The following is a 5,723-nucleotide window of genomic DNA, read 5'->3' on the forward strand; positions in this document are numbered from 1 at the left end:
ATCGGCAATCGGCAATCGGCAATCGGCAATCGGCAATCGGCAATCGGCAATCGGCAATAATTTCGGGCGCCGCAAGGTCGTTCATTAATCTCAAAAGTCGCGAGCCATTCACGATTCACGATTGACCATTCACGAGTAATAAATTCACTATCAAACCGTTTAAAGGTGTCAACCAAACCGTAGATTTGTGAGGGTGAAAGAATTATATCCTAATTGAATATCTAATGAGACTCATTATCACATTATTGTGCTGCCTACCCGTGGCAGCTGCTGCACAAAACTTTCATTTAGCGGCCCGTTTGGGCATCGCCAATTACCAGGGCGATCTGCAGGCCAAAAACGTTACTTTTAATCAGGCCAAATTTTTAGGCTCGCTGGGAGCCATGTACGACCTATCGGAACATTTTACCGCCCGCACCTATTTTACACTTACCTCCCTGAAAGCCGACGATAAAAAAGGTACTACCGCCATGAAAGCGCGCAATCTGAACTTTCAAACCAAATTGTGGGACATAGAGTTAGGCGCTCAATACAACATTTTAAGCCTGAATGACAGCTGGTGGACGCCCTACATTTTTGCCGGTGTTGGTCTGTATCATTTTAACCCGTTCACCAAAACTACCGATGGCGCCAAAACCTTCCTGCAACCGTTAAGCACCGAAGGACAGGGTTTTGAACCAGGTAAAAAAGAATACAAACTCACTCAATTTAATATACCCCTGGGGATAGGCGCTACTTATGCCATTAGTGAAGACATTCGGGTAGGACTGGAACTCGGTTATCGTAAACTGTTCACTGATTATTTGGATGATGTGAGCACTACCTATGCCGATCAGGGGGCTTTGCTGGCAGCCAAAGGCCAAACGGCTGTTGACCTGGCTTACCGGGGTGATGAAGTGGGCGCCGGTGGTTACCCTGCCGCCAAAACAACCCGTGGTGGTTCAAATGTGAAAGATGGTTATTATTATATGGCTTTAACCGTTACCGTGCGTTCGTTTATTGATCAGTACAAACGCATTGCCGGCTTACCTGCCTATAATCGCGATAAAAAAGTTGGCTGTCCGGCTACCAGATTCTAACCCCCCAGCCCCCTAAAGGGGTGCTAAATACAATATACAAGAGGCTTTCCTTACACGGGAAGCCTTTTTCTTTTGTTCTTTGGCCTCTGCCTTTACTTCACCCATGTGGAAACTTCTTACTCCAGATGCGGATATATAAATACACCAGTGCTGTCAGGCTGCCTACGCCCCAGATATAGAAGATTATATTGCTTACCCTGAGCCCGTGTTCGGGAACCAACAGGCCGTTGTAGGCCCCAATACCTATGGTAATGGTAAGCCATAAAAATCCTGAAGAAACCGTCCAAACGATGCGCTTCAGAAAATCCTTAACATCATCTTCCATTAAACCCATAGATAAAAGCTTTTTTCAACTGCAAAATCGCACAAATGCGTCACTTAAAAGATTTTGGCATCACTTAATTGGTTTAGTGTAGCATTTGATCGTTAAAGTGTAACATTTAAACGTCAAAGTGTAACACTTTATCGTCGAAGTGTTACGCTTAAAATATTAAGTCATCATTTAATTGATTAAGTGTATCATTTAATCGTTAAAGTGTGACACTTAAAACATTTTGCCATCACTTAATTAATTAATTGTAGCGTTTAATTGATTAAATGACCTATTTAACCCTTTAATGGAAAAGCAAATTTTTAAACTCGGTGGAGTCGCCGCTGAAGGCATTAAAATCAACCCGGCAAAAGATACCGTTTACGTGCCCCTGTTCGCTGTACTGCCAAAAATGCCAGTTGCGGTAGATCCGGGGTTTTTCTTTTTGCAGGTAGTGGGCCACCCATAATGGGTATTCATCAAACTCGTCTTTCAGCACTTGTTGGTAAAAATCCACATTGGCGTATATAATGGGCCGAACCCCGTAGTAGTTTTCAACAGTAACCAGCCATTCCTTCACCCGTTCACGAACTTTTTTATAAGGCACCCCATAAGTGGCTTCCACATCCAGCACAGGTGGCAAATCACCGGGCCCCAGTTCAACCGTTTTTATAAAATGTTCAGCCTGGGCCTTGCCGTTTTTGGTGGCTATAAAAAAATGATAAGCGCCCCGGGCCATACCGGCCTCTTTAGCCCGCTTCCAGTTACGTTTATAATAGCGGTCCTCATTAACCAAACCTTCAGTAGCCTTGATAAAAGTAAAACCAAGCTTCAGCCCTTCCACATTCATCGCTTTAACGCTTTCCCAATCAATGGTTTCCTGGTAACGTGAAACGTCAATGCCATGAATTGAATACCGAGTGGGGATTTCTATACCAAATGCCTCGTAACGGGCAAAATGCGCCCGCCGCTCCTGGTACCATTCATATACACGAAATATGAGCATAACTACAGTAGCAGCTACGATCAGGCCAAGGGCAATTCTCCAGAAAATGGCTACCTTTTTATTTTTTGCCATAAGGGTACGCAAATATATTAGAGCGCCTAAACAAAGCGATGATATAATGTGTTGAAGTGGAAAAATTTAACTCTTTTAAACGTTGGGGTACATAAAACATTGTCTTTAAGCTGGCGAACCCTAATTTTACAGTTCTATGCCCAAAATTAACTGGCATGATAGTTTCAATTTATTATCGAGGTTAACACCCCGCCGGGCATGGAATGCCGGTAAGGTACTAAGCAGTTATTATATTAGTAAAATAACCGGCAAGCCTGTACAGTGGGGATATCCGATCTCTATTTCATTCGAACCTACCACTTCCTGCAACCTGCGTTGTCCGGAATGCCCCAGCGGCTTACGGGCATTTACCCGTCCAACGGGGATGTTACAAAAAGATTTCTTCCGGCAAACCATTGACCAGTTGTCAAAGGATCTGCTGTACCTGGTATTTTATTTTCAGGGGGAACCGTACCTCAACCCTGCCTTCCTGGATATGGTAAAATATGCGGCCGGAAAGGGTATTTATACGGCCACTTCAACAAACGCGCATTACCTCACCGATGAAAATGCGCGTAAAACGGTAGAAAGCGGGTTAGACAGACTTATCATATCCATTGATGGCACTACCCAGGACGTATACCAACAATACAGGGTGGGCGGAAAATTGCATAAGGTACTGGAGGGCGCCCGCAATATTGTAAAGTGGAAAAAGGAACTGAAAAGTAAAACGCCGTTTGTGTTCTTTCAGTTCCTGGTAGTAAAACCAAACGAGCATCAGATAGAAGACGTAAAACGCCTGGCCAAAGAGATAGGAGTTGATGAAGTACGGTTTAAAACAGCGCAGGTGTATGATTATGAGACCGATCCTAATAATTTGATCCCTACCATTGAAAAATACAGCCGGTACCGTAAAAACCAACAGGGACAAATGGAATTTAAGAATGCCCTGAATAATCATTGCTGGCGGTTATGGCATGCCACGGTCATAAGCTGGGATGGTTTGGTAGTACCCTGTTGCTTTGATAAAGATGCCCAACATCCGCTGGGCGACCTGAAGGGAAAAAGTTTTAAAGAGATCTGGCATAACGATAAGTATAAGCGATTTCGGGAGCAGGTATTGATGAGCAGGAAAAATATTGATATTTGCGCCAACTGCAGCGAGGGTACAAGAGTCTGGGGCGATTGATAACAGAAAGCATTTATAGCGGACAGAATAAATATATAACTATTCATGATGGGGGCTATGAAAATGAAGAATAAAGATGGAATAAGTACTGAATGGAAAAAGAAATAATGTAATTTCGACAAACAAAATAGGTTTAGCAGCACTATACAAAGGTCAAGCAGTATACCCGACCAAAACCCCTAACAGCCCGGAGCTAAACGCTAAAATCCGGAACAGGAAAGGCAAAACCTCATCCTCCCCCATACCTGGCCGCAGAACAAGATTAAATCTGTAACTGATATGTACTTGTCTGCATCTATTTGTAGCCGGCTGCAACATCAGCATGAAACCATTTATGAACTAATACATGGGTTTTCAGAAGAACTATTGCGACGACGTTTACAGCCTGATAAATGGAGTGCGTTTGAGCAGTTAGCTCATATGGTTTCTTACCAACCCGTTTTCATGCAACGGTTGCTAAAAATACATCAGGAAAATGAACCGGCATTCAACCGGTATGTAGCAGACAATGACCCTGCATTTATAGCATGTTGTAAAAGATCGTTACAGGATTTGCTGAAGGATCTGTCGGATCAAAGATCAGGCATTACCAATTATCTTATGACATTAACCGAACCGGCAGTAAGAAGAACCGGTCATCATCCTAAATATGGATCATTGACAATTTTAGAGTGGACAGAGTTTTTCCTGCTGCATGAAGCACATCATTTATTCAGCATTTTTATGCTAACACGATCGGCCCAAGCCGGATGAATTCCTGTTTGTTTCACTAATTAAATCATAAAGTCTTGAGCAGCGCCATGAGTATTGAAAAAGACATTCAACAGTCGAAATTCCGGAACGAGTATCACAAAACAATGGTCAACCTTATTTTTACTTACAACTGGATCACAGAAAAGACCAAACAGTTTTTTGATAAAGGTGACATTACCTCACAACAGTATAATATCCTGCGCATTTTACGGGGGGCGGGAAAGCCTTTATCTACCTTACAGATCCGCCAGCGGATGTTGGACAAAATGAGCGATACCAGCCGTATTGTTGACCGGCTGGTAAAGAAGGAACTGGTTCAAAAAGTGATTTGTAAAACCGACCGTCGCCTGGTAGATGTTACCATTACCGACACGGGTTTGCAATTACTTGATAAACTGGATAGCTACAACGAGCAAATGGATGCAATGCTGGGCAACCTTACCGAAGATGATGCAAAAATGTTAAATCAATTACTCGATAAAATTAGAAGCTCAGAATAGTGTACTTTACAACATCCGTTAATCTTTTAATCCGAACATGAAAAAAGCTATAAGCCTGCTGGCAGGGGTCTGTTTGTTGGTAACTTTTGTAGTGGCGCAGCCCAGGTATGAGTTCAGGGCGGCGTGGATAGCTACAGTAGAGAATATTGACTGGCCAACAAAAGGGAATTATAACACAGAGAGTCAGAAAGCAGAGTACATCAACCTGCTTGAAATGCATAAGCGCAACGGCCTCAACGCCGTAATTGTGCAGGTGCGTCCCTGCGCCGATGCCTTCTACCCATCGCAGTATGAACCCTGGAGTCAATGGCTTACCGGTAAACAGGGTAAGGCGCCCACGCCCTATTACGACCCCCTGCAGTTTATGATTGAAGAAGCCCATAAACGGGGTATGGAATTTCATGCCTGGTGTAACCCATACCGGGCCGAGTTTGCGATCGGAAAATCATCTGTATCGCCCAACCATATTACCAAAATGCACCCCGAGTGGTTTGTGAGTTATGCCGGCACCCGCTACTTCGATCCCGGCAATAAAGAAGCCCAGCAATATGTGGTAAATGTGATCCGCGATATTGTTAACCGCTACGATGTTGACGCTATTCACTTCGATGATTATTTTTATCCTTACCCGGAAGGGAAAGATTTTCCCGATAATGAAAGCTATAAGAAATATGGCAATGGATTGAGCCTGGGCGACTGGCGTCGCAGCAATACCGATTCTATCATTCTGAAGATCAGCAATGCCGTAAAAGAAGAGAACCGGTTCTGCCGTTTTGGGGTGTCACCCTTTGCCATCTGGCGCAACCGCAGCCATGACCCAGAAGGCAGTGAAACC

7 protein-coding genes are annotated in these 5,723 nt (G+C 43.8%); 5 read left to right on the forward strand and 2 right to left on the reverse strand.

The features are described from left to right. The first annotated feature begins 224 nt into the window (after nucleotides 1–224). A complete protein-coding gene (locus ACJ751_RS07270) occupies nucleotides 225–1,079 on the forward strand; it encodes a DUF6089 family protein (RefSeq protein WP_407744746.1) in 855 nt (284 codons plus the stop codon). 97 nt (nucleotides 1,080–1,176) lie between these two features. On the opposite strand, the gene ACJ751_RS07275 is transcribed toward ACJ751_RS07270, so the two are convergent. Then, on the reverse strand, nucleotides 1,177–1,413 hold the full coding sequence (locus ACJ751_RS07275) for a hypothetical protein (RefSeq protein ID WP_407744748.1): 237 nt from the start codon (nucleotides 1,411–1,413) through the stop codon (nucleotides 1,177–1,179). Between the two features lie 280 nt (nucleotides 1,414–1,693). After that, the gene (locus tag ACJ751_RS07280; RefSeq protein ID WP_407744750.1) at nucleotides 1,694–2,467 is read right to left on the reverse strand and encodes a glycoside hydrolase family 25 protein; all 774 of its coding nucleotides are present in this window, start codon (nucleotides 2,465–2,467) and stop codon (nucleotides 1,694–1,696) included. A gap of 136 nt (nucleotides 2,468–2,603) precedes the next feature. Between ACJ751_RS07280 and ACJ751_RS07285 the strand changes: the two genes are divergently transcribed. The 4 genes from ACJ751_RS07285 to ACJ751_RS07300 all read left to right on the forward strand — a co-directional run. Then, nucleotides 2,604–3,635, forward strand: a complete 1,032-nt coding sequence (locus ACJ751_RS07285) for a radical SAM/SPASM domain-containing protein (protein ID WP_407744752.1) — start codon at nucleotides 2,604–2,606, stop codon at nucleotides 3,633–3,635. A 279-nt stretch (nucleotides 3,636–3,914) separates the two neighbouring features. Continuing rightward, entirely contained in the window at nucleotides 3,915–4,388 is a 474-nt protein-coding gene (locus tag ACJ751_RS07290) for a DinB family protein (protein WP_407744753.1), read from the forward strand. Nucleotides 4,389–4,423: 35 nt separating this feature from the next. Continuing rightward, complete coding sequence (locus ACJ751_RS07295) at nucleotides 4,424–4,888, forward strand: MarR family winged helix-turn-helix transcriptional regulator (RefSeq protein ID WP_407744754.1); 465 nt, start codon at nucleotides 4,424–4,426, stop codon at nucleotides 4,886–4,888. 37 nt (nucleotides 4,889–4,925) lie between these two features. Then, nucleotides 4,926–5,723, forward strand: a 798-nt coding sequence (locus ACJ751_RS07300; protein WP_407744755.1) for a glycoside hydrolase family 10 protein, incomplete at its 3' end; no start/stop codon positions are given.

Source organism: Niastella sp., assembly GCF_045805085.1.
Classification (GTDB): Bacteria; Bacteroidota; Bacteroidia; order Chitinophagales; family Chitinophagaceae; genus Niastella.

What these genes read in the sequence shown, in the direction of transcription:
- ACJ751_RS07290 (WP_407744753.1), top strand. Translation starts at nt 3,915, where the DNA reads ATGTACTTGTCTGCATCTATTTGTAGCCGGCTGCAACATCAGCATGAA.
- ACJ751_RS07280 (WP_407744750.1), bottom strand. Translation starts at nt 2,467, where the DNA reads ATGGCAAAAAATAAAAAGGTAGCCATTTTCTGGAGAATTGCCCTTGGC.
- ACJ751_RS07285 (WP_407744752.1), top strand. Translation starts at nt 2,604, where the DNA reads ATGCCCAAAATTAACTGGCATGATAGTTTCAATTTATTATCGAGGTTA.
- ACJ751_RS07270 (WP_407744746.1), top strand. Translation starts at nt 225, where the DNA reads ATGAGACTCATTATCACATTATTGTGCTGCCTACCCGTGGCAGCTGCT.
- ACJ751_RS07275 (WP_407744748.1), bottom strand. Translation starts at nt 1,413, where the DNA reads ATGGGTTTAATGGAAGATGATGTTAAGGATTTTCTGAAGCGCATCGTT.